The sequence below is a fragment of the Ahrensia kielensis DSM 5890 genome (assembly GCF_000374465.1).
Classification (GTDB): domain Bacteria; phylum Pseudomonadota; class Alphaproteobacteria; order Rhizobiales; family Rhizobiaceae; genus Ahrensia; species Ahrensia kielensis.
Window position 1 is genome coordinate 1 of record NZ_KB894538.1, and the last position, 2,500, is coordinate 2,500.

1 tRNA gene and 2 rRNA genes (1 of these 3 cut by a window edge) are annotated in these 2,500 nt (G+C 50.4%); all 3 read right to left on the minus strand.

From position 1 onward, the window contains the following. Nucleotides 1–127 precede the first annotated feature (127 nt). Nucleotides 128–204, minus strand: a tRNA-Met gene (locus tag C504_RS0116630). Between the two features lie 227 nt (nt 205–431). Continuing rightward, a 5S ribosomal RNA gene (gene rrf / locus C504_RS0116635) occupies nt 432–546 on the minus strand. Nucleotides 547–689: 143 nt separating this feature from the next. Beyond that, nucleotides 690–2,500, minus strand: a 23S ribosomal RNA gene (locus tag C504_RS0116640); it runs 1,014 nt beyond the window's last position.

Here is a 2,500-nt window from a genome sequence, read left to right on the forward strand (position 1 = left end):
GTATTGGTTTTGCCTCTGCGATCCCGTTGCTAAGGCAGGCAATTGCGCAGCAAATGCCGAGAGCAGTTCAGGTTATGAGCTTAATGCAAAAAAGCCCCTGATAAATCAGAGGCTTTAATGTTATTTTTGGTTGCGGGAGCAGGATTTGAACCTGCGACCTTCAGGTTATGAGCCTGACGAGCTACCGGGCTGCTCCATCCCGCGTCAATTGCTTACTTGAAGCGATTGACGCTACCCTGACAGGTAATTGCGAAGCAAATACCGAGAAGGGCCGCGTCATTACATCACCAATAAAGAACTGATGATGGTGTTCATCTTTGTTTATCAAAGTTGAACATACAAAAAAGCCGCTGACCTTACACCATAAGTGAGGTAAGCGGCCTTAAATGTAATGTTTATATTGTAATGAGAATACATATTGTCCTTTGCAGACCTGGCAGCGACCTACTCTCCCGTGCCTTAAGACAAAGTACCATCGGCGCTGGGGCATTTCACGGCCGTGTTCGGAATGGGAACGGGTGCAGCGACCCCGCCATAACCACCAGGTCAGCAAAGGACAATATGTAAGAAGCTGGTAAAGCAAATTTGGCGCAGCCAAAATGCGTTTAAGTCGGCAGTCAATTGCGTAGCAAATGACGAGAGACTTACTTTAAGTGTTGTTTTCACAAACGTGAATACAAGCAATGAGAATGATGAAGTCGATCGAGCTATTAGTAATGGTAAGCTTCATACCTTACGGTACTTCCACACCCATCCTATCAACGTGGTGGTCTTCCACGACTCTCAGGGAATACTCGTTTTTAGGCTGGTTTCCCGCTTAGATGCCTTCAGCGGTTATCCATTCCACACATAGCTACCCTGCAATGCTGCTGGCGCAACAACAGGTCCACCAGTGGTGTGTCCATCCCGGTCCTCTCGTACTAGGGACAGATCCTATCAATATTCCTACACCCACGGCAGATAGGGACCGAACTGTCTCACGACGTTCTGAACCCAACTCACGTACCGCTTTAAATGGCGAACAGCCATACCCTTGGGACCTGCTCCAGCCCCAGGATGCGATGAGTCGACATCGAGGTGCCAAACAACCCCGTCGATATGGACTCTTGGGGGTCATCAGCCTGTTATCCCCGGCGTACCTTTTATCCGTTGAGCGATGGCCCTTCCACTCGGGACCACCGGATCACTATGACCGACTTTCGTCTCTGCTCGACTTGTCAGTCTCGCAGTCAGGCGGGCTTATGCCATTGCACTCGACGAACGATTTCCGACCGTTCTGAGCCCACCATCGCGCGCCTCCGTTACTCTTTAGGAGGCGACCGCCCCAGTCAAACTACCCACCACACACTGTCCCGGATCCGGATAACGGACCGCGGTTAGATATCCACGAAGATAAGGGTGGTATTTCAAGGATGACTCCACGTGAGCTGGCGCCCACGCTTCAAAGTCTACCACCTATCCTACACATGTCTTGGCGAATACCAGTGTGAAGCTATAGTAAAGGTGCACGGGGTCTTTCCGTCTAACCGCAGGAACCCCGCATCTTCACGGGGAATTCAATTTCACTGAGTCTATGTTGGAGACAGCGGGGAAGTCGTTACGCCATTCGTGCAGGTCGGAACTTACCCGACAAGGAATTTCGCTACCTTAGGACCGTTATAGTTACGGCCGCCGTTTACTGGGGCTTCAATTCAGAGCTTGCACTCCTCCTCTTAACCTTCCAGCACCGGGCAGGCGTCAGACCCTATACGTCGCCTTACGGCTTCGCAGAGCCCTGTGTTTTTGATAAACAGTCGCTACCCCCTGGTCTGTGCCACCCTCATCTACTTGCGTAAATAAGGGTCACGCTTCTTCCGAAGTTACGCGTGCAATTTGCCGAGTTCCTTCAACATAGTTCTCTCAAGCGCCTTGGTATACTCTACCTGTCCACCTGTGTCGGTTTGGGGTACGGTTTATAATGGAGGAGCTATTTCCTGGAACCACTTCACCGCCAACTCAATCCGATAAGAATTGACGATACACGTGATCCGTCACTACCTCCAAGTACAGGAATATTAACCTGTTTCCCATCGACTACGCCTTTCGGCCTCGCCTTAGGGGCCGACTAACCCTGCTCAGATTAACTTTAAGCAGGAACCCTTGGACTTTCGGCGAGGGAGTCTCTCACTCCCTTTATCGTTACTCATGTCAACATTCGCACTTCTGATATCTCCAGGAGCCCTCACGGGTCTCCCTTCACAGACTTACAGAACGCTCTGCTACCGCTTACACTAATGTGTAAACCCGCGATTTCGGTGTGTAGTTTTAGCCCCGTTACATTTTCGGCGCAAAGACCCTTATTTAGACCAGTGAGCTGTTACGCTTTCTTTAAATGGTGGCTGCTTCTAAGCCAACATCCTGGTTGTTTTGGGATCTTCACTTCCTTTCCCACTTAACTACAACTTGGGGACCTTAATCGACGGTCAGGGTTGTTTCCCTCTCCACGACGGACGTTAGCACC